The sequence below is a fragment of the Flavobacterium cerinum genome, from assembly GCF_024496085.1.
In the GTDB taxonomy this organism is placed as follows: domain Bacteria; phylum Bacteroidota; class Bacteroidia; order Flavobacteriales; family Flavobacteriaceae; genus Flavobacterium; species Flavobacterium cerinum_A.
In genome coordinates, this window is the sequence record NZ_CP101751.1 from 1995418 (window position 1) to 2015204 (window position 19787).

18 protein-coding genes are annotated in these 19787 nt (G+C 37.8%); 12 read left to right on the plus strand and 6 right to left on the minus strand.

Features of this window, described 5'->3' with window-relative positions:
• Positions 1-10: 10 nt before the first annotated feature.
• From NOX80_RS08950 to NOX80_RS08965, 4 genes are all read right to left on the minus strand, one after another.
• The gene (locus tag NOX80_RS08950; protein ID WP_256552941.1) at positions 11-3676 is read right to left on the minus strand and encodes a peptidoglycan-binding domain-containing protein; all 3666 of its coding nucleotides are present in this window, start codon (positions 3674-3676) and stop codon (positions 11-13) included.
• Between the two features lie 345 nt (positions 3677-4021).
• Positions 4022-4516, minus strand: coding sequence for a phosphoribosyltransferase family protein (locus NOX80_RS08955; RefSeq protein ID WP_256552942.1), 495 nt, complete (start codon positions 4514-4516; stop codon positions 4022-4024).
• Positions 4513-5115, minus strand: a complete 603-nt coding sequence (locus NOX80_RS08960; RefSeq protein ID WP_371926085.1) for a methyltransferase domain-containing protein — start codon at positions 5113-5115, stop codon at positions 4513-4515. The genes NOX80_RS08955 and NOX80_RS08960 overlap by 4 nt, the downstream gene beginning before the upstream one ends.
• Positions 5102-5494: an RNA-binding S4 domain-containing protein gene (locus NOX80_RS08965; RefSeq protein ID WP_256552943.1), complete on the minus strand. Its 393-nt coding sequence runs from the start codon at positions 5492-5494 to the stop codon at positions 5102-5104. The genes NOX80_RS08960 and NOX80_RS08965 overlap by 14 nt, the downstream gene beginning before the upstream one ends.
• Positions 5495-5574: 80 nt before the next feature.
• Between NOX80_RS08965 and NOX80_RS08970 the strand changes: the two genes are divergently transcribed.
• Entirely contained in the window at positions 5575-6492 is a 918-nt protein-coding gene (locus tag NOX80_RS08970) for an FKBP-type peptidyl-prolyl cis-trans isomerase (protein WP_256552944.1), read from the plus strand.
• A 71-nt stretch (positions 6493-6563) separates the two neighbouring features.
• Here the strand turns inward: NOX80_RS08970 and NOX80_RS08975 are convergent, their stop codons facing one another.
• Both NOX80_RS08975 and NOX80_RS08980 read right to left on the minus strand, forming a co-directional pair.
• Complete coding sequence (locus tag NOX80_RS08975) at positions 6564-7517, minus strand: transketolase family protein (RefSeq protein ID WP_256552945.1); 954 nt, start codon at positions 7515-7517, stop codon at positions 6564-6566.
• Between the two features lie 42 nt (positions 7518-7559).
• The gene (locus tag NOX80_RS08980) at positions 7560-8408 is read right to left on the minus strand and encodes a transketolase (protein WP_256552946.1); all 849 of its coding nucleotides are present in this window, start codon (positions 8406-8408) and stop codon (positions 7560-7562) included.
• A 174-nt stretch (positions 8409-8582) separates the two neighbouring features.
• Between NOX80_RS08980 and NOX80_RS08985 the strand changes: the two genes are divergently transcribed.
• The 11 genes from NOX80_RS08985 (at position 8583) to NOX80_RS09035 (ending at position 19767) form a co-directional block, all read left to right on the plus strand.
• Positions 8583-9788 carry an MDR family MFS transporter gene (locus tag NOX80_RS08985; protein ID WP_256552947.1) on the plus strand — a complete coding sequence of 402 codons (1206 nt, stop codon included), beginning with the start codon at positions 8583-8585 and terminating at the stop codon, positions 9786-9788.
• Between the two features lie 119 nt (positions 9789-9907).
• Entirely contained in the window at positions 9908-11038 is a 1131-nt protein-coding gene (gene tgt, locus NOX80_RS08990) for a tRNA guanosine(34) transglycosylase Tgt (RefSeq protein ID WP_256552948.1), read from the plus strand.
• Between the two features lie 33 nt (positions 11039-11071).
• The gene (locus tag NOX80_RS08995; RefSeq protein ID WP_256552949.1) at positions 11072-12148 is read left to right on the plus strand and encodes an LptF/LptG family permease; all 1077 of its coding nucleotides are present in this window, start codon (positions 11072-11074) and stop codon (positions 12146-12148) included.
• On the plus strand, positions 12135-13022 hold the full coding sequence (locus NOX80_RS09000) for a DMT family transporter (RefSeq protein WP_256552950.1): 888 nt from the start codon (positions 12135-12137) through the stop codon (positions 13020-13022). Before NOX80_RS08995 ends, NOX80_RS09000 begins: the two co-directional genes overlap by 14 nt.
• A gap of 71 nt (positions 13023-13093) precedes the next feature.
• Positions 13094-14047 (plus strand): acetyl-CoA carboxylase carboxyltransferase subunit alpha, encoded by a 954-nt coding sequence (locus NOX80_RS09005; protein ID WP_256552951.1) that lies wholly within the window; start codon positions 13094-13096, stop codon positions 14045-14047.
• 144 nt (positions 14048-14191) lie between these two features.
• Positions 14192-15736 (plus strand): replicative DNA helicase, encoded by a 1545-nt coding sequence (gene dnaB, locus NOX80_RS09010; protein ID WP_256552952.1) that lies wholly within the window; start codon positions 14192-14194, stop codon positions 15734-15736.
• A gap of 85 nt (positions 15737-15821) precedes the next feature.
• Positions 15822-17087, plus strand: coding sequence for an asparagine synthetase B (locus tag NOX80_RS09015; RefSeq protein ID WP_256552953.1), 1266 nt, complete (start codon positions 15822-15824; stop codon positions 17085-17087).
• Between the two features lie 217 nt (positions 17088-17304).
• Positions 17305-17637: a hypothetical protein gene (locus NOX80_RS09020; RefSeq protein WP_256552954.1), complete on the plus strand. Its 333-nt coding sequence runs from the start codon at positions 17305-17307 to the stop codon at positions 17635-17637.
• A gap of 11 nt (positions 17638-17648) precedes the next feature.
• Positions 17649-18284 carry a hypothetical protein gene (locus NOX80_RS09025; protein WP_256552955.1) on the plus strand — a complete coding sequence of 212 codons (636 nt, stop codon included), beginning with the start codon at positions 17649-17651 and terminating at the stop codon, positions 18282-18284.
• A gap of 16 nt (positions 18285-18300) precedes the next feature.
• Positions 18301-19074 carry a sensor histidine kinase gene (locus NOX80_RS09030; protein ID WP_256552956.1) on the plus strand — a complete coding sequence of 258 codons (774 nt, stop codon included), beginning with the start codon at positions 18301-18303 and terminating at the stop codon, positions 19072-19074.
• 9 nt (positions 19075-19083) lie between these two features.
• Complete coding sequence (locus tag NOX80_RS09035; RefSeq protein WP_256552957.1) at positions 19084-19767, plus strand: response regulator; 684 nt, start codon at positions 19084-19086, stop codon at positions 19765-19767.
• Positions 19768-19787: the final 20 nt, after the last annotated feature.

Genomic DNA, 19787 nt, shown 5'->3' on the forward strand with positions numbered 1-19787 from the left:
AATTATAGGTTTAAGGGAGTTCTAAATTTATTTTTTTACCAGCATTATCAATATAAGAAATTTTAACGTAACCACGTCGTTTAAAAACCTCTAATATTGAGTTTTTGTTTTTATTGGCAGCCTCTAAATTACTAAAAACATATTCAACTTCATGAATTTTTCCGGCGTCAAGCAATTTTTTATAATCGAGCATTTGATTTAGCTGTTCATTACCAAATTTGCCGGTAGTATTCTTAAATTCAAGTAATACAATGCCATTTTTGGTATAATGCGCATCACCGGTAATGGCTTTTTTTATTCCTAATGATTCCAGCTCTTCGGCAGAGAAAGAAAGTTTTCCTTCCAGTTTGTTCCAGTCATTTGCGCCAAGTTTTCCGCTTTTGTGGTTAGCGCGTAGCCATTCCTCAAAGATACTACCTCGGGAGGCCTGTTGGTCTACCAGTTTCAATTCATCGAGTTTACGGATGTCGGCAATTGTACTACTTTCACCAATGGCTTTGTTCATAGCTGCTACGACTTTACCACGGGCATTGGCTATACCACTGTTAAGTCCGATGCTGCCTAGAAGATCGGTGTTGATTAACTTGTCGATTGCTTTTTTAACATTGGGCGGCAGGGTATTGTTGGTGTAAGCTGTAACCAGTTTTTGTTCCGTAATTTCCCAAAGCTTGAGGTTTTTCTTGGAATGATTGGACGATGAAGCGAACCATCCCAGTACCTCGGTTTGACCTTCGAAATACTCTGCAATGGTTTTTGTGAAAGTCTTGCTGTTTTTTATATCAATACCTTTAGCATATTGATTACCGTAATTTAAGTATACCGAGAAGTCTACATCTTGGGATCCTTTTATATAGGCTTCCCATTTTTTTGTAATTTTTTTCAACACATCCAATGCATCTTCAGAACCGTTCAATACGGTATTCAGATAGCGATAGTCACCAAGTAGTATCTCAGTAAGTTCAGGGTGTTTCGCAGCTGGTGAGCGTTGAATAAGACTTACGAACTCTGGTAGATCATCTATGTATTTACCGCCCGGACCGCTAAAGTGCGTCATTACTTTGGTCCATTGTTGCATGTCTTTTCCTGTCAATTCAAATACGCCGTTAATGCCTTTGGCAAGACTCGGATTGACAGCCATTTGCGAACCTAATCTTGAAAACATTACCACGTCAAGGTTTTTAGCCTCTGACAGTAGTTTAAATAATTCAGGACTGTCCTTTTGTAAATGATATAAACCTACTTTTACCAGACCGGATTGTTCTTCGCCCAAAGCCTCCAGAAAACGCAGGAATTTTTTGTCGGTTACCAACTTTAGTTTTTGAGAGAAAGTAGTATACTGATTCAGGTTCTCCAAAAAGGCTTTTTCGGTTACATTAAGCAGCTTGCCTTGACCTTTTAATTCGGTTAACAGTAAAACAGCACTTTTTTCAACACTCTTACCTAATTTTACAGCCTGATTGACCGCTTTTATAGCCTTGACGGCATCGAAAAGATCGATTCCCAATCCGACAGCAGAGAGAATAACAGGAAGTAAAGACTGATCTAAATTGGCGAGTTCTTTGTTTCCGTCAAACGAGGTGTTGGAAGCGGCCGTATTGATTTTATATCTGTTGTATTCTATAACCAGATCGGTAACGCCAAGTCCGACACTACCTGCAACTAATGCTCCTCCCAATATGGTTGTAAGTCCACCGGTAAAGAAACCTGCAATGGCAAGTACCAAACTCAATCCTGCAATAAGCAGGCTGATCAGGCTATCGTTGAAAGCTACTTCGGAGATCTTATCATTGATCGCATTACTGGTGTTCGAGCCGTTGATGATACCGTAGTCATTCATTACTTTTCCGATAACCGGACTGAACGACCATAGGAAATCAGGATCATCTTCTATTTCCTCTCTTACGGAAATAATATTTTGTGGTTTTTCCGAATAGATTATATTTTTTAGTTCTTTTTTTAAGTCACTGCTGGATTTTATATGAGCCAATGAAACAAAGTTTAAACTCAGGTCTTGTAATACCAGATGATCTTTAGCTTTCTCCGGTTTTTGTAAACTGTTTAAAGTGTTTTGGTATTCCCGAACCGGAGCGACTATATCCTGATGGTAACTGTTAAGATAATCTGCGCCGTTAAACTCACCTTTATAAAGTGTTTCTCTCATCATCGATATGATTGTTTTATTCTTTAAGATAAATTCCTCAGGCAATTCATGCATATGTGCTGCAATCAGGTTCAGATAGCTGGCACAAAATGCGGGCGTATTAAGAATAAAACGGGTATTGTCCTTTTCGAGTAATTTTTTAGTTAGAGAATCCGGGCCAAACGACATGAATAGAGTAACCAAGAAGCTATCAAATTCTTCACCACCGTAAATTTCTATCAGTTTTTTATATTCTGCTTTTATAGGTGGAGTTAACGGTACTACATTTTCCGGGGTTACTATTTGGATGAATTTTCCTGCGGATTGAGCATATTTACGTATGGCGTTACGTATAGGTTTAGATGAACCTTCTATAATTTCGACAAGTTCATCAAGTTTTTCGTCATTTTTATAAAACATCTGGATTTTTGTCAGCTCCATTTCGTTCTGTTTCAGCATTTCCAGTGCTTTGTTTTTAATAGCCTTTTGAAATACATATAAGAATTCTTCAATGTATTTTTCGCTAAGCCCTTTAAATTGCAGCTCTTTTTTGAACTCGTCCTCTTTATATCCTTTAAGATAGCTTTTTAATAAAGCCGGGTCGAGTTGCTCAATGTTGGCGATATATTTGGTCAGGATGATTTTTTCAGTTTCAACCTCTTTGTGTGCCTTGTCTATAATCTTGTTAAAATTGGTCGTGTCAGTGACTTCCTTGGTTCCGCCGTCACCTTCTACGATATTAGCTTTACTTATGATTCTGGTTATAATTTCATTGATTTCTTCACTACCAACGTCTTGCCAGAAATAAAGATCGGCTATGTAAGCTTTCAGGTCTACTGTGTAGTTCGCCGAGTTTTCGTATTTTCTGTAAAGTCTAAAATTACGCCTCAGTTGTGCTATCATTACATTAGCTTGCTGTTCGCTATAACCAAATACAGATTGGTAATAATAAATAGTAGCAATGGTTTCATCTTTATCTTTTTCTATAGGTTGCGGAAGTTCTACTTTTACAGATATGTAATATTCTCCGTTAATGTGGTATAAGTTGTAAGGGGTTCCGTCTGATGTTTCTGAAAATTCTGATCCGGAAGTTTTTCCCGGCATCACTTCGTTATTTTGCTCAGGTGTTTCCAGTGCCTTGTTTAGTTGTAATAAGGTAGTAGCATCAACGATACCGGTAGGTTTGATGTCGTGCTCTTTCTGAAAGGCTATAACGGCCAATTGAAGATCTTCCCAAAAAAGCATGTCTTTCTCCTGTATATTGTATTTTAGAGTATTAAAAGCTTTTTTTAGCTTCAGTACATGCGGTCCCTTGTGATGAAGTTTGATGACCGATTGTCCCGTTGCTACTTTTCGGAATGCTTGATTTCTAAACGGTTGGTAGGTTAGAGCGATAGTATCTCCTTTTTCCAATAGAATGTCGGAGTCCTCATCGGTAATCTCAAATTTCTCTTTTTTTTCCGGATTATAGCCGGGATCCTCCTCCTTGTCGGCATCTGTGACACGGGAAGAAAATGTTTTAGTGTATTTGTACATGATTCATTTAGCATAGAATTAAAGCCCAAAAATCATATAAAAAGAGAAAAAAAAGACGTTTATTAGCGCGTGAAATCGGTCTTTGCAGTAAATAGGTTTACCAGTAGAATATTGAGTAATATGTATTTGGCCAGTATATAAACGTTTTCCCGTGCAGTACACAAAATCGGAAGGCTTATTTTACGGAAGGCTCAACCGACTTCCGGTTTTTAGCGGAAAAATGTATTTTAGGATAGACTTTGCAGAATGATAAAAAAAATACCCGACTTGTTGAAGTCGGGTGTAAATTTTTAAGTCTTTTTGATAAAAGAAGAATGTTCTCTTGATTGTAAAAAATGAAGCAGTTTAGCTTAAATATGCATATTCATCTGTATCTTCAAAAACAACCTGTATGTGTTCCAACAGGGAAGTCGATAATGATAAGCCTTTAAAATCCGCTTTTACCGGGTATTTTTTATGATTACGATCAACAAGTACCGCAGTTTTGAATTTCTTTAACGGAACATCTAAAAAGTGTTTTACACCGTAAATCAACGTGGTACCGGAGTTTAAAACATCGTCAATCAATACCAGACATTTATTCTTGTATTCTTCCGGTGTTAAAGAGGTTTGTATCGCTTCCTGTGGTTGTGTTTTGTTGATTTTTACTTCGCATAAAACGACTTTTAAATCGGAAATCTGTTCCAGTTCCCTTGCAATTTTTTGGGCGAAAATATAGCCGTTGGCCGCAATACCGGCTAAAACGACCTCCTTCTCATCAGCAAAAGTTTCATAAATCTGATAAGCAATTCGCTTGGTTTTATGATTGATTTCCTGTTGTGTCAGAATGATATTCTTCATAGTTGTTGTGTTGTTATTTTTTTTTCAAAGATAAAAAACAGTTCCCGATCCTGTCTCGGTTTAATCGAGTTATGTGCTCTTTCTAGTTTTTTGATAGTAAAAGTGTCTGCAAAAAGGCCTCGGTATTCGGTTTCGCTACCGCCAAACGGAGGGCCGGCTTCCGTAAGCGGAAAATCAAATAACAATCCGGCTATCTTTCCGCCGGGTTTTAGGATTTCGTGCATCTTTACAGCATATTGCGGACGTAATTCCGGTGACAGGGCGCAAAAAAAGGTTTGCTCTAAAATCAAATCAAACGTATCATTCAGATCAAAAAAATCACCCAATAGTAATTGAGAATCCGGGAAATTCGGATTTCGTGATTTTATGTTTTCTAAAGGAGTGGGAGCCAGGTCAATAATAAAAACATTATGGAAACCCTGTGAAAAAAGATAATCCAGTTCATGTGCGTTACCGGCACCCGGAATCAGGATTTTAAGCGTTTTATCTATAATTTGATCAATATATTCTTTTAAGGGTGCGGTAATAGAACCGGTATCCCAGGGCGCTTCATCGTTTAAGTAACGGTTTTCCCAGTATTCTTTGTTAAACGGCATCATCTTCAAAATCTATGTTATCATCAGTATAATCGTCAATGTCACGACGATCTTTTTTGGTTGGTCTTCCGGTTCCTTTGGCACGATAATGTTCTTTAGACAAGCGAAGTAGCTCCAGATGTTCAAATGCTTCTGCCGGTGTTTCATCTTTACGGTAAATATCGACCAGTTTGGCACCGACACGGTTGTCCGGAACGTCTAAAACAGTTAGAATATAGTTGATTTGGTCTTTTCGTAATGTGATTTTATCGGTTGGAAAAACCTCTCGCGATGGTTTGGCAGCCTGCCCATTTACAGTGATATGTCCTTTTTTACAAGCCTCTGTGGCGATGTTTCTTGTTTTGTAGTATCGGACGCACCACAAATATTTATCCACTCTCATATGAAAATTCAAAATTCGATGTTAATATTAAAACAAAAATAAAGGAAAATTGTATCTTGCACCGTTAAATTTTATTAATAATGAATAGAATATATAAGATAGTTGGAAGCGCCTTATTAATGGCAACTCTTTTTGCCTGTGATGATAAAGGTGCTGCTACTGTTGAAGTCCGTGATTACGCTCAACAATTTGCTGCTGATAATGTAGCTATTGAGGCTTATTTGAAAACACATTATATTGAGGTGACTCATAATGCACATGGCGATGTTGATGAAATGAACATAAAAGCAATTCCGGACGGCGGTTCTCAGGTCTCGATTTGGAATCAGACGACCTATCCGTTGCAATCGAAAATTGTAAAATTGCATAATATAGAGTATAAAATGTATTACCTGAAGATTGCCGAAGGTACAGGTGATGCGCCTTGTGGAGTTGATAAAGTATTTACGTCTTACCGCGGATTGTTGTTAAACGACGGTCAGTTTGATTATGCACCAAACGCAACTGAAATTAGTCTTATAGGAGCGATTAAAGGATGGGAATATATTTTCCCGGAATTTAAAAGAGGGGTGACAGTTGAAAATACAAACGGTGAAGGTGTGCCGGATGGTACATTACGTCATGAGGATTATGGTGCCGGTGTGGTATTCCTACCTTCAGGATTAGGATACTATGCAAGTTATGTTGGAAGTATTCCGGAGTATTCGCCATTAGTATTTACATTTAAATTATTCGACATCCAGTTTTTAGATCAGGATGGTGATGGTGTTTTATCGCGTTATGAATATGGATTTGATGCAAACGGTGTCTTAATTGATACGGATGGTGATGGTGTAGCTGATATTTTTGATATTGATGATGATAATGACGGTGTGTTGACAAAAGATGAGATTCGTATACCGGGCTCAACTACAGGCGCACAATATTCTTATGACCAGATTCCGACTTGTGAAGGCGGTAACGGAAAGAAGAAACATCTTGATCCGAGTTGTCACTAATAAAATAGAATTATAAGAAATAAAAAAGCGGTTCCGATTTCGGAACCGCTTTTTTTATAAGCTACGGTAAATTATTTACGTTTTAAAACTTTCTCAGCTGCTGCTTCGATAGCCTGGTGGTTCAGTTTGTATTTTTCCATTAACTGATCCGGTGTTCCGCTTTCTCCGAAACTATCCTGAACGGCAACATATTCTTGTGGAGCCGGATTGTGTAATGATAATGTTCTTGCTACACTTTCTCCTAAACCGCCAAGCATGTTGTGCTCTTCAGCAGTTACCACACATCCTGTTTTAGCAACCGATTTAAGAATTGCTTCTTCGTCCAGTGGTTTAATTGTATGAATGTTGATTACTTCAGCACTGATTCCTTTAGCCTCTAATGCTTCCGCAGCAACAAGCGCTTCCCATACTAAATGTCCGGTAGCGATAATCGTTACATCAGTACCTTCATTTAATAAAACGGCTTTACCGATTTCAAATGTTCCGTTTTCCGGTGTAAAGTTTGGAACGGAAGGACGCCCGAAACGTAAGTAAACCGGTCCGTGATGATCAGCGATAGCTAAAGTAGCTGCTTTAGTTTGATTGTAATCGCAAGTATTGATTACAGTCATTCCCGGTAGCATTTTCATTAAACCGATATCTTCAAGGATTTGGTGCGTTGCACCGTCTTCTCCTAAAGTTAAACCGGCGTGAGAAGCACAAATTTTCACGTTTTTATCCGAATAAGCAACTGATTGACGAATCTGATCATAAACTCTTCCGGTTGAGAAGTTAGCAAAAGTTCCGGTAAAAGGAATTTTTCCGCCAATTGTCATTCCGGCTGCAATACCGATCATATTTGCTTCGGCAATACCGATCTGGAAAAAACGCTCCGGATGATTTTTCTTGAAGTCATCCATTTTTAATGAACCGATAAGGTCGGCACATAAAGCGACTACATTTTCATTCTTTTGTCCTAATTCGGTTAATCCTGCTCCGAATCCGGAACGGGTATCTTTATTTCCTGTATTGGTGTATTTTTTCATTGTTGACTTTAAAATTAAAAGGTTTTAAACGGGATAAGCGAATTAATAGTCGCCTAATGTTTCAGGGTTTTGCGCCAGAGCACTCTCTAATTGTGCATCGTTAGGTGCTTTTCCGTGCCAAGCGTGCGTATGCATCATAAAATCAACTCCGTTACCCATTTCGGTATGTAATAATACACAAACCGGTTTTCCTTTTCCGGTTCTTGATTTCGCTTCGGTCATTCCGGCAATAATTGCTTCAAGATTGTTTCCTTCTTTGATTTCCAAAACATCCCATCCGAAAGCTGTGAATTTAGCATTTAGGTCACCAAGCGATAAAACTTCCTCAGTTGTACCGTCAATTTGTTTTCCGTTAAGGTCAACTGTAGCAATGTAGTTGTCAACTTTTTTAGCAGAAGCATACATGGCAGCTTCCCATATCTGGCCTTCCTGTAACTCTCCGTCACCGTGTAAGCTGTATACGATATGATTGTCTCCGTTTAATTTTTTGGTTAAAGCAGCACCGATGGCTACCGACATTCCTTGTCCTAATGATCCTGATGCTACACGAATACCCGGAAGTCCTTCATGTGTAGTTGGATGTCCTTGTAAACGAGAATTGATCAAACGGAAAGTAGCTAATTCCGATACCGGGAAATAACCGCTTCGGGCTAATACGCTATAAAATACCGGTGAGATATGTCCGTTGGAAAGGAAAAACAGGTCTTCTCCAATACCGTTCATATCAAAACCTTCTTTGCGGTTCATTACGTTTTGGTATAAAGCTACCAGGAATTCTGTACATCCGAGAGAACCACCCGGGTGTCCTGAATTTACAGCATGAACCATACGAAGGATATCTCTTCTAACCTGAATTGTTAAGTCGTTTAATTGTTGAGTGTTAGGCTTCATTTTTTATGTAAAAGTTAAACTAGGGCAAAAATAGTTTTATTTTAAAGATGTACCAACTCTTTTTCTCTTTTATGAATGTTATGGGTATAATAAATGCGGAATTGTCCTGTTAGATCTGCTTAAATTATAGTACTTTTAATGACTTTTTATAACATTCTATTTCCGATAAACAAAATGAAACGATTTTTAACGATCTATCTGGATTCGTACCGGGGATTGTCGCGCCCGGCCTGGATGCTGGCTTTGGTTATTTTTATTAACAGAAGTGGTGCTATGGTACTGCCTTTTCTGGGTATTTATATGACTCAAGCGTTGCATTTCTCTTTAAAAGAAGCCGGAACGGTTTTAAGTTGTTTCGGATTGGGAGCGGTAACCGGATCCTGGTTAGGCGGGTGGCTAACGGATAAAGTAGGACATTTTAAAGTTCAGACGGCCAGTTTGTTTTTATCTGTACCGATGTTCTGTGTGCTTCCGTTTTTTAAAAGTGTTACAACATTAGCAATCGGAATCTTTATTTTAAGTGTGATCACCGATTCGTTTCGTCCGGCCAATTCGGTTTCGGTAGCTTATTATGCTAAACCGGAAAATATTACCCGCGCGTTTTCCTTAAATCGGATGGCGATTAACCTCGGATTTTCGATAGGTCCGGCTTTGGGTGGTTTGTTAGCACTTATTTCATACGATTGGCTTTTCTACGGGAACGCTATCGGTGCTGTGTTAGCCGGTAGTATGTTTTTCTTTTACTTCCGCAACCGAAAAGGAAATGAAGCAGTACTGACAAAAGAAGCGCATGAAGCGGATTCGCAAAAGGAAATTTCACCCTATAAAGATAAACAGTTTATTCTCTTTAATATATTGACGGCATTATATGCGATTTGTTTTTTTCAATTGTTGAGCACATTGCCGTTGTTTTATAAAGAGATGCATAAATTATCTGAAGCGGATATAGGGATGTTGTTAGCGTATAGCGGTATCGTGGTATTTGCGTTGGAAATGCTGTTGGTTCATATTGCCGAACGAAAAATGACTTCGGGACAAGTAATTATTATCGGAACCCTTCTTTGCGGTTTGTCCTTTTCCATGCTGATTTTACCGGGTAAATTTTTATTGCTGTATAGCTCCATGTTCTTTTTGTGTATTTCCGAAATACTGGTGATGCCATTTGTAGCCACTGTAACCGTTCAGCGTTCGGGAGTGACAAATCGCGGCGCTTATATGGGATTCGGTGCTTTGGCTTATGCAGTAGCGCATATTGTTTCGCCGTATTGCGGAACCCGAATCGCTTCGTTTTATGGTTTTGATGTACTTTGGATTGTAACAGGTGTGCTAACAATAATAACGGCTATAGGATTTTATTTTGTAATGAAAAAAATGGAATAGCCTTTTGGGCTTACGACCCGAATGCCGTAGGAAATAAATGATTTATCGTTAATATTTTCTAAGTATCGTCCTGTTCAATTGTCGAATTCGATTATCTTTGCCGATTGTAAAAAGTAATTATGAAGTTCGATTTATTACACAAAGATCCGCTATCTAAAGCAAGAGCGGGAAGTATAACTACCGATCACGGTGTCATTGAAACACCGATATTTATGCCAGTAGGAACGGTGGCTTCTGTAAAAGGAGTACACCAGCGTGAATTAAAAAATGATATTAACCCGGATATTATTTTAGGGAATACCTATCATTTATACCTGCGTCCGCAAACCGAAATTCTGGAGAAAGCCGGAGGATTACACAAGTTCATGAACTGGGATCGTAATATATTAACGGATAGTGGCGGTTATCAGGTGTATTCACTTTCTTCTAATCGGAAAATCAAAGAAGAAGGAGTGAAATTTAAATCCCATATTGATGGTTCATATCACTTTTTTTCACCGGAAAACGTAATGGAAATCCAACGTACAATCGGAGCGGATATTATCATGGCTTTCGATGAATGTACACCGTATCCTTGTGATTATCGTTATGCGAAACGTTCGATGCATATGACACACCGTTGGTTGGATCGTTGTATCACGCATCTTGAAAAATTACCTTTTAAATACGGTTATGAACAAACTTTTTTCCCGATTGTTCAGGGAAGTACTTATAAAGATTTGCGTCAACAATCGGCAGAATATATAGCGAGTGTCGGAGCGCAGGGTAATGCAATTGGCGGACTTTCAGTTGGGGAACCGGCTGAAGAAATGTATGCAATGACGGAAGTGGTTACGGCCATTTTACCGGAAGATAAACCGCGTTACCTGATGGGAGTGGGAACACCAATCAATATTCTTGAAAATATCGCATTGGGAATTGATATGTTTGATTGCGTAATGCCAACCCGTAATGCGCGTAACGGAATGTTGTTTACGGCTAACGGAAGTATCAATATCAAAAATAAGAAATGGGAAGCCGATTTCTCTCCGATCGATGAAATGGGAATTACCTTTGTAGATACTGAATATTCAAAAGCCTATTTACGTCACTTGTTTGCAGCAAATGAATACTTAGGAAAACAGATTGCTACAATTCACAATCTGGGCTTTTATATGTGGTTGGTTCGCGAAGCCAGACAACATATTCTTGCCGGTGATTTTTATGAATGGAAGCAAAAAATGGTGAAACAAATGAGCCAGCGTTTATAATTGAACGCCAACTATTAATTTTCGAAACTCCGGATGAAAATAATTGATAAATATATTTTAAAACGTTATCTGGGAACCTTTTCGGTAATGTTATTGATGTTCATCCCGATTGGGATTGTAATTGACGTTTCCGAAAAAATCAATAAGATGCTGGCTAATAAAGTGCCGCTAACAGCGATTTTAAAATACTATTACGACTTTACAATATATTTTGCCAACCTGCTTTTTCCGATATTCCTGTTTTTATCGGTAATCTGGTTTACCTCAAAACTGGCTAATAATACTGAAATTATTGCCATTTTAAGTTCCGGAATTTCGTTTAGTCGCTTTTTGCGGCCTTACATTATCGGTGCAACACTGGTGTCGTTGTTTTCTTTGGTAATGGGATTTTTTCTCGTACCGAAAGCAAGTCAGGGATTTAATGATTTCCGGTACAATTATCTCTCCAGTAATCCTACCGTCAGGGAAAATCAGGATGTCTACCGGCAAATTAGTAAAGATGAATTTATCTATGTGAGTAATTTTAATTATGAATCAAAGATTGCGTTCAACTTTACTTATGAAAAATTTAAAGGGGATCAGTTAGAATATAAGATCAATGCAAGTCGAATCAAATGGAATCCGGCTGATAGTACGTATACTTTATTTAATTACAGTAAGCGTACCATTGGTAAACTGGACGATGTTATTGAAAGAAGAGATCAGAAAAAAGTAGACATGGATTTTGATCTGGAGGATTTAACTCCGGTAGTATATGTTGCCGAAACGATGACATTAGGAGAATTAAACCGTTTTATTGAAAAAGAAAAACAGCGAGGTTCACCCAATATCAATACCTATCTGGTTGTAAAATATAAAAAATACAGTATTCCGGTTTCGGCCTTTATTCTGACTATTATAGCCGTTTCAGTATCTTCAATGAAACGAAGAGGAGGAATGGGAGTGAATCTGGCATTGGGAATTGCAATTGCCTTTACTTTTATCTTTTTCGATAAGATCTTTGCTACACTGGCCGAAAAATCCAGTATTCCGCCATTGGTTGCCGTATGGTTTTCCAATTTTGTTTTCGGAATTTTAGCCGTATATCTCCTTAGAAATGCAAAACGATAATATTAAAAGTTATGTACACCTCCATTTAATCGTTTTTATATGGGGGTTTACTGCTGTTTTAGGCGGATTGATCACATTACAAGCATTGCCGTTGGTATGGTATCGAATGATGATTGCTTTATCATTGATTTTCCTTTTTCTTTTATTCCGTAAACGACCGGTTGCGGTTTCGGGTAAAGTAGCGACCGGCTTTTTACTCGGCGGACTCGTTATTGCCCTACATTGGCTAACCTTTTTTATGGCAATTAAGGTCTCCAATATATCAGTTACATTGGCTTGTCTTTCTACCGGTGCCTTTTTTGCATCCTTTCTGGAACCGATTTTTTACGGGCGGAAAATGATCTGGTACGAAGTATTGTTCGGTGTTATCGTCGTTATCGGATTGGGAATCATTTTTAAGGTGGAAGGAAACTATGTGGAAGGAATTGTTCTGGCTCTGATTTCGGCTTTTTTATCGGCATTATTTTCAGTGATCAATGGAAAATTTGCACAAAAGCACGAGGCTTCGGTAATTACGTTTTATGAATTGCTGGGCGGTGTAGGCTTTCTTACGCTTTATATGTTGTTCTCAGGCTATTTTACTAAAGACTTCTTTATACTATCCATGTCGGATTGCATTTGGTTGCTGGTATTAGGCTCGATTTGTACGGCCTATGCGTTTCTGGCATCGGTAAAAGTAATGAAGTATCTAAGTCCGTATACCGTTATGCTAACCATCAACCTGGAGCCTATTTACGGAATTATTTTAGCTGTTTTAGTCTTTAAGGAAAAGGAAAAAATGAGCTCGTCGTTTTATATGGGAGCAGCGATAATACTGCTCACGGTTATACTGAACGGAGTGGCTAAGAACTATAAAAAAATAAAAACAAATTAATAAATTGTTACTACAATATAAAATGATAATTTATCTTTGTAGCGCAACTAAACCCAAAAAGGTATAAGAAAATGGAATATTTAGATTTTGAACTTCCTATTAAAGAGCTTGAAGATCAATTGGATAAATGTCAGATCATAGGTCTTGAATCGGATGTAGACGTATCAAATACTTGCAAACAAATCGAGAAGAAATTAGAAGAAACGAAAAGAAATATCTATAAAAATCTAACGGCTTGGCAACGTGTACAGTTATCAAGACATCCAAGCAGACCCTATACAATGGATCACGTTAGAGCGCTTTGCGGAGATACTTTCCTTGAACTTTTTGGAGACAGAGGAGTTAAGGACGACAAAGCAATGATCGGTGGTTTAGGTAAAATCGGAGGTCAGTCCTTTATGATCGTTGGTCAGCAAAAAGGATACAATACTAAAACAAGACAGTACCGTAACTTCGGTATGGCAAATCCGGAAGGATATCGTAAAGCACTTCGTTTAATGAAAATGGCCGAAAAATTCGGAATTCCTGTAGTTACTTTAGTAGATACTCCGGGTGCATATCCGGGATTGGAAGCGGAAGAAAGAGGACAAGGTGAAGCGATTGCCAGAAATATTTTCGAAATGATTCGTTTAAAAGTGCCGATCATCACTGTTATTGTGGGTGAAGGTGCTTCAGGTGGAGCATTAGGAATTGGTGTTGGTGATAAAGTATATATGTTAGAAAACACCTGGTATTCGGTAATTTCTCCGGAATCGTGTTCTTCGATCTTATGGAGAAGCTGGGAATATAAAGAGCAGGCTGCCGAAGCATTGAAACTGACATCATACGACATGAAAAAGCAAAAACTGATCGATGATATTATCCCGGAACCGCTTGGTGGTGCCCATTACGACAGAGAAACCACTTTTAAAACAGTTGAACAGTATATCATGAAAGGATATAATGAGTTAAAAGACTTATCAACAGAAGAATTGGTGGAACAGCGTATGGATAAATACAGCAAAATGGGTGAGTTCAAAGAATAAAAACAATTAACTTACAAATACAATCATCCGAAGTCTTACAACTTCGGATTTTTTTTTACTTATCAACATTAACAGGTCGGTTATAAACATTTATATGCTGACAAATCAAAATATTTTTACCCAAAAAATGGCTACCTTAGCAATATGGAAAACCTCAAAAACATAAACCCCATTCGAGTAGATAAAACTACTATCATTAACCTGGAAAAAGGGAAATTGCCACCTCAGGCACTAGACCTAGAAGAAGCAGTTTTGGGTGCGATGATGATCGATAAAAAAGGTGTGGACGAGGTAATTGATATCTTACAACCCGATGCCTTTTATAAAGACGCACACAAATACATTTTCGAAGCAATTGTTGAACTTTTCAATGATACGCAACCAATTGACTTATTAACGGTATCGGCTCAATTAAAGAAAAACGGTAAGCTGGAATTGTCCGGTGGCGATTTCTATCTGATTCAGCTCACCCAGAAAATTTCATCTTCCGCACACATCGAGTTTCACTCGCGTATTATCCTGCAAAAATACATTCAGCGAAGTCTGATTAAGATTTCAAATGAGATTATTGAGGAAAGTTACGACGAAACAACCGATGTTTTCGACTTGTTGGATAAAGCAGAATCGAAACTGTATGAAGTAACGCAGGGAAATATTAAAAGAAGTTCCGAAACGGCACAGAGTTTAGTAATTCAGGCTAAAAAACGAATTGAAGAAATTTCGAATAAAGAAGGATTGAGTGGTATTCCGACCGGTTTCCACGATCTGGATAAACTAACCTCCGGTTGGCAGCCTTCGGATTTAATTATTATTGCGGCACGTCCGGGTATGGGTAAAACCGCATTCGTACTTTCGATGGCGCGAAATATGGCAATCGATGCCGGTGCACCGGTAGCTTTATTCTCACTGGAGATGTCATCCGTACAGTTGATCACGCGTTTAATCTCTTCCGAAACTGGTTTATCTTCCGAAAAACTGCGTACCGGAAAATTGGAAAAACACGAATGGGAACAGCTTTCAATTAAAGTAAAAAACCTTGAAAAAGCACCGTTGTATATCGATGATACACCTTCGCTTTCCATTTTTGACTTACGTGCCAAAGCCAGACGTCTGGCCTCACAATATGGAATTAAAATGATCGTAATCGATTACCTTCAGTTAATGACTGCCGGTGGAGGTGGTAAAGGAGGCGGAAACCGTGAGCAGGAAATCTCGACCATTTCCCGAAACTTAAAAGCACTGGCAAAAGAGTTAAATGTTCCGGTAATTGCTCTGTCGCAGTTATCGCGTGCCGTAGAAACCCGTGGAGCCAGTAAACGACCGTTACTTTCCGACTTAAGGGAGTCCGGAGCGATTGAGCAGGATGCCGATATCGTATCGTTTATCTATCGTCCGGAATACTATAAAATTGATGAATGGGATGATGAAGAACGTTCGCCAACACAAGGTCAGGCTGAATTTATCGTTGCAAAACACCGTAACGGGGGATTGGATAATATCCGTCTGAAGTTTATCGGAAATCTCGGTAAATTTGACAATTTAGATGATTTTAGCTCACCATTCGATGAATTACCTTCGCGAATGAATGCCGATGATACTGCATTTATAACCAAAAATCTTCCTTCTGCTAATGAAGCTTTCGGAAGTAATATGAATAATTTTGACGATGACAGCGATGTTCCGTTTTAAAAAATAATACAAGGTCTGCCGGTGGCGGACCTTTTTTATGTGCTTTGTTTTTGAAATAACGTATATTTGAAAATAAAAATACAGAATGCGTCTTAAATTAACCCTCTATATCACTTTATTACTGTTGTTCTCGCTGTCGGCAAAAGCCGCTTTTATTCTGTTACCGATGGAAGCAGAAGGACAACAAAACCATTTGAAAGCTTATGGGATTACCTATTGGGCTTTGGATAAACAATACAAAGTAAGTTGGTTACTCAATTATAGAGGCGGTTCATTTTTGTTACCGGATGCACCGGAAATCCGTAAAGAATGCCAGATTCGCGGCGTTACATTTGAAGTCCTTTCAGACGGAAAGGCTAATAGTATACTCGATGAAATCAGTTCGCCATCACAAAATATGGAAACCGTTGTATTGGAAAAAGCGCCCAAAATTGCAGTATATACACCAAAAGGAAAACAACCCTGGGATGATGCCGTTACTTTGGTGTTGACTTATGCGGAGATTCCATTTAAAGCTATATATGACGAAGAAGTTTTAAGTGACGCCTTGTTATTATACGATTGGTTGCACTTACACCACGAAGATTTTACCGGTCAGTATGGGAAATTTTTCGGAGCTTATCGCAATGCACCGTGGTATATTGAACAGAAAAGAGAAGCAGAAGCACTGGCTACTAAATTAGGATTCCGTAAAGTGTCTGAAGAAAAACTGGCAGTAGCCAATAAAATAAGAGATTTTGTAATCGGTGGCGGTTTTATGTTTGCGATGTGTTCGGCAACGGATAGTTTTGATATTGCATTGTCTGCCGAAGGGGTTGATATTTGTGAACCGATGTTTGATGGTGATGATAGTGATGCAAATTACCAATCGAGAATTGATTACAACAAGAGTTTTGCCTTTAAAGATTTTATATTGGAAAGAAATCCGATGGTTTATGAGTTTTCCGATATTGATATGTCCCGCAAACGAAAAGTAATTCCGGAAAACGATTATTTTTCATTGATGGAATATTCAGCAAAATGGGATCCGATTCCAAGTATGCTGTGTCAGAATCATACACAGTTGATTAAAGGTTTTATGGGACAGACAACAGCTTTTGACAGTGACCGGATCAAATCGAGCGTACTGATTATGGGGGAAAATAAAAGTAATGGAGAGGCGCGATATATTCATGGAACACGAGGAAAAGGAATGTTCACTTTTTATGGAGGTCATGATCCGGAAGATTATGAACATCGTGTAGGTGATGCACCAACCGTTCTGGATTTGCATCCTAATTCACCGGGTTATCGTTTAATTTTAAATAACGTGCTATTTCCTGCTGCAAGAAAGAAAAAATTGAAAACTTAGTTTTTGTTTGTACAATATAATATAAGGTCGGTTTTATACCGGCCTTTTTTATATAATTTATATAACATTTTTATAGCGGCTGAAGGCTTGTTTACCTGTTTTTGATGATTTGATCACTATTGTGTAACAAATAGTGACAAAATGCGATTATTTTTAAGCTGAGTATTGAAAATAAAATTAATAGTATTATTTTTACACTGAACTTAATCACTATTATATGGCAAAAAATACCATTACTTTAGACACAGCTCGGGAATGGGCGGAACGTTGGAACAAAAAAAAGGGTTTATATGAAGGACATCATAAGCTAAAAGCATTTTTAATTCCGGGAGTAGATGTTACTCAGGCGATGAGTGAACCGGGAGTTGTTAATGTAAGAGCTTATCTTGGTGTAGACGAAAATCATAAAGAAAAATTAATGATCGTAGGTGTTGACGCCGATGGGAATGATATGATCGACGCTGATAAAGGGCTTTATATTTTCGATTTCTCAGAACCATGCCCAAGTACGTGTAACAAAAAACCGCCATTTATTAATGCGGGAGAATAAAAACGTAGCTTTTGATTAATTATATCGTTTATTTAGGGTATCTGTTTTCGGGAATCAATCTGTTGTTGTATTTAAAAAGCTACAGGAGAGAAGAAAAAGCCTTTAAAATATTTACCCTTTATTTACTGGTTATCGCAATTATCCAGTTTTTTACCAGCTTACTTAAAAATAAAGGAATCCATAATCTGTTCCTTTCCCATTTTTATTTTATACTTCAAATGGTGTTTTTAAGCTTTTTTTATCTGGAAATACTGGAAACAAAAATGCAACGGCGCATTGTCCGAAGCTGTTTAATCGGATGCCTGGTTGTTTTAGGAATGCAATATTTAACCGATAAAGAACAGTTTTTCCGTTTTAATCTGTTCGAAATTTTTATCACATCGTATCTGATTATCATCTATTCGATGTTTCATTTTTACAACCTGTTAAATAAAGAAAAACGCTATTATTATTGTAATACCGGTGTGCTGATGTATCTGTTCGGAAGCACGGTGCTATTTCTTTCAGGGAATTTGATCAATACATTACAACTCGAATTCCGAAATATAGTCTGGTTGCTAAATGCCTGGTTGGTTGTAATCTATCAGATCTTTATCTTTATCGAATGGCGTAAACGTTCGCTGGAAAACAAAAGAAATAATGAATAACCTGAATCCAAAAGACATGGAAATAATCAGCGCGGTGATCTACACGTTCATTGCGTTTGTTCTTATGATTATTGCCGTGCTGTTTTTTGTGTATTATTCCCGGAAAAAAATCATTCAAAAAGAACTGGAGAAGAAAGATCTTGAAATCGATTATCAGAAAAAACTGTTACAAGCAACTATCCTGACTCAGGAAAAAGAAAGGGAGCGGATTGCACAGGATTTGCATGATGATATTAGTTCGAAGCTTAATATCATTTCGCTTAATAGTCACTTATTGGCTTCCGCTGATTTATCACCGGTTGAAGTAAAAGAAATAACAGATAATATTGTTACGACTACTGCTGTAGTTCTGGAAAGTTCCCGTACAATAGCCCATAATTTATTGCCGCCGATATTGGATAAATTCGGTTTGCATGCTGCGATCGAAGAATTGTGTCAGCAATGTAGCGGAGGCGATATCAGGATCGATTATAAAAACGGTTATAAACAACGGATTTTTGAAACAATTCCTAACGAACAACACCTGCATATTTTCAGAATTTTACAGGAATTGATCAATAATTCGTTGCGACATGGTAAAGCAACACGTATTACAATCAATTTTGATATAGATAAAAACGAAACACATTGTCATTATTCTGATAACGGAAAAGGATTTGATACAAAAGAAATTAAAAAACTGGCAGGTCTCGGTATGAAAAATATCGAAAGTAGGGTAGCAATGTTACATGGTACATTGAAGGTAGAAAGTGAAATCAATAAAGGAATTCAAGTGACGATAAAATTTTAATTGCAAATTATGGCGGATCTTATCAAAATAATTTTAGCGGATGATGAAGCATTATTCCGGAAAGGAATTGCTTTTATCCTGCAACGGGAGAAAAACTTCGAAATACTTTTTGAAGCTTCTAACGGGGCGGAACTGATCGATTACCTGAACTTAAACGAACAAAATTTACCTGAGATTATTTTAATGGACTTGAAAATGCCAACGGTAAATGGGGTAGAAGCAACAAAATTTATTCATAGGAGATATCCGCAAATCAAAATTATTGCCCTTACAAGTTACGATTCAAAACCGTTTATCGCCAATATGGTTCAGGTTGGTGCGGCATCGTATATGGTTAAAAATGCTACGCCAAAAGAAATGTTGTTTACGATTAACGAAGTAATGGATAAGGGATTTTATTACAATGATAATGTAATGCAGGTTGTTAACGAAAACATGATTCTGGAACAGAAAAAATCGAAGACAAACCTGGATGAAGATTATCTGACAAACCGTGAAATCGAAATTCTTAGATTGATTTGCAGTCAGATGAGTACAAATGAAATCGCAGACAAATTGTTTATCAGTCCGCGAACCGTCGAAGGACATCGTAATAATCTGTTACTGAAGACAGATTCTAAAAATGTGGCAGGACTTGTGGTTTATGCCATTCAGAATAAAATTATCTCTCTGGATAGTTTATCGTTCCAATAACAGCAAATTTTCTGAAAAAG

Bases quoted from the DNA above. Each gene is read 5' to 3' on its own strand.
- NOX80_RS09000 (WP_256552950.1), top strand. From the start codon at position 12,135: ATGCAAAACGATAATATTAAAAGTTATGTACACCTCCATTTAATCGTT.
- NOX80_RS09015 (WP_256552953.1), top strand. From the start codon at position 15,822: ATGCGTCTTAAATTAACCCTCTATATCACTTTATTACTGTTGTTCTCG.
- tgt (WP_256552948.1), top strand. From the start codon at position 9,908: ATGAAGTTCGATTTATTACACAAAGATCCGCTATCTAAAGCAAGAGCG.
- NOX80_RS08985 (WP_256552947.1), top strand. From the start codon at position 8,583: ATGAAACGATTTTTAACGATCTATCTGGATTCGTACCGGGGATTGTCG.
- NOX80_RS08965 (WP_256552943.1), bottom strand. From the start codon at position 5,494: ATGAGAGTGGATAAATATTTGTGGTGCGTCCGATACTACAAAACAAGA.
- NOX80_RS08995 (WP_256552949.1), top strand. From the start codon at position 11,072: ATGAAAATAATTGATAAATATATTTTAAAACGTTATCTGGGAACCTTT.
- NOX80_RS08975 (WP_256552945.1), bottom strand. From the start codon at position 7,517: ATGAAAAAATACACCAATACAGGAAATAAAGATACCCGTTCCGGATTC.
- NOX80_RS09005 (WP_256552951.1), top strand. From the start codon at position 13,094: ATGGAATATTTAGATTTTGAACTTCCTATTAAAGAGCTTGAAGATCAA.
- NOX80_RS09030 (WP_256552956.1), top strand. From the start codon at position 18,301: ATGGAAATAATCAGCGCGGTGATCTACACGTTCATTGCGTTTGTTCTT.
- NOX80_RS08955 (WP_256552942.1), bottom strand. From the start codon at position 4,516: ATGAAGAATATCATTCTGACACAACAGGAAATCAATCATAAAACCAAG.
- NOX80_RS08950 (WP_256552941.1), bottom strand. From the start codon at position 3,676: ATGTACAAATACACTAAAACATTTTCTTCCCGTGTCACAGATGCCGAC.
- NOX80_RS08970 (WP_256552944.1), top strand. From the start codon at position 5,575: ATGAATAGAATATATAAGATAGTTGGAAGCGCCTTATTAATGGCAACT.
- NOX80_RS09020 (WP_256552954.1), top strand. From the start codon at position 17,305: ATGGCAAAAAATACCATTACTTTAGACACAGCTCGGGAATGGGCGGAA.
- NOX80_RS09035 (WP_256552957.1), top strand. From the start codon at position 19,084: ATGGCGGATCTTATCAAAATAATTTTAGCGGATGATGAAGCATTATTC.
- NOX80_RS08980 (WP_256552946.1), bottom strand. From the start codon at position 8,408: ATGAAGCCTAACACTCAACAATTAAACGACTTAACAATTCAGGTTAGA.
- NOX80_RS08960 (WP_371926085.1), bottom strand. From the start codon at position 5,115: ATGATGCCGTTTAACAAAGAATACTGGGAAAACCGTTACTTAAACGAT.
- dnaB (WP_256552952.1), top strand. From the start codon at position 14,192: ATGGAAAACCTCAAAAACATAAACCCCATTCGAGTAGATAAAACTACT.